This window comes from Bacillus sp. P4_D3 (assembly GCF_056401855.1).
In genome coordinates this window covers 1-1,164 of record NZ_JBFUIN010000876.1, presented here as the reverse complement: position 1 = coordinate 1,164, position 1,164 = coordinate 1, and the positions used below count along the sequence as shown (strand labels likewise).

The 1,164-nt window shown below is 35.7% G+C and carries 1 protein-coding gene; it reads left to right on the top strand.

Features of this window, described 5'->3' with window-relative positions; translation table 11 throughout:
* A partial coding sequence (locus AC1DTM_RS27590; RefSeq protein WP_477001385.1) for a 5'-nucleotidase C-terminal domain-containing protein occupies positions 1 to 1,164 on the top strand: 1,164 nt, incomplete at both ends.

The window sequence follows — 1,164 nt, the reverse complement described above, 5'->3', positions numbered from 1 at the left end:
GGTAGGGGTTATGCATATGGGACTAGAAAATGAGAATGGAATCCCAGGTACTGGTGTTCAAGATATTGCGAATGCTTGTCCGGAACTAAGCGCTATTTTTGCGGCTCATATGCATAAACTTGTAAAAAAAGAAGTTGTAAATGGCGTAATTATTACAGAACCAGATAAATATGGAACGCATATTTCACGTATTGACCTTACTTTTACAAAGCAAGATGGAAAGCTTGTTTTAAAAGATAAAACTGCTACCGCTATACCTGTAAAAAATGCTGATGGAACTACAGTATTATCTGATTCTACACTTGAAGAAACACTAACACCTTTTCATGAGTATGCGAGAGGAGATGCAAATGTTGTAGTCGCTCAATTAAAGGGTAGAAACCTTGTTCCTGAAAATGAAATACAGGGTATTCCAAGTGTGCAGATTCAAGAGACACCTTTATCAGATTTCTTTCATGAAGTCATGCTCTATTACAGTAAAGCGGATGTAGTAGCCCATCAAATTGATAATGATTATGCCCGTTTGGATATTGGTCCTATAAAGAAGAAAGATATTGCGTATAATTATCAATATGCTTTGGGAGAAATTACAGTATATAAGATAACTGGAAAAGATTTAAAAGACTATATGGAATGGGCAGCAGGATATTTTAACTCATCTCGTGCCGGAGATGTAACAGTTAGTTTTGATAAAAACCGTCGTGCGTCTAAATACAGTACGAACGATTTCTTTGGAGGCGTAAAATACGAAATTGACTTAACAAAACCATATGGAAATAGAATTACAAATTTACGCTCTATTCGTACAAATAAACCAATCAAAATGAGCGATGTTATGACGCTAGGAATGAATGCGTATAGAATGGAGGCTCTTCAGGCAAAAGGGGGAGCTTTAGAGGGACGTAAATTTGAACAAACTTGGTCATCTAAACAAGAGAATGCATTCGGAGAAACAGGCGGAACCATTCGTAACCTTGCTATTACATATTTAAAAGAGGTAAAGAACGGTGTATACACGCCAAAAGTTATGCATAATTGGAAAATTACTGGTGTAGATACACATTCTTCAGAGCATAAGGCTGTAGTTGATCTTGTAAATAAAGGAATTTTAGAAATCCCAAAAACAGAAGATGGAAAATATACAAATATAGCATCTATAAATAC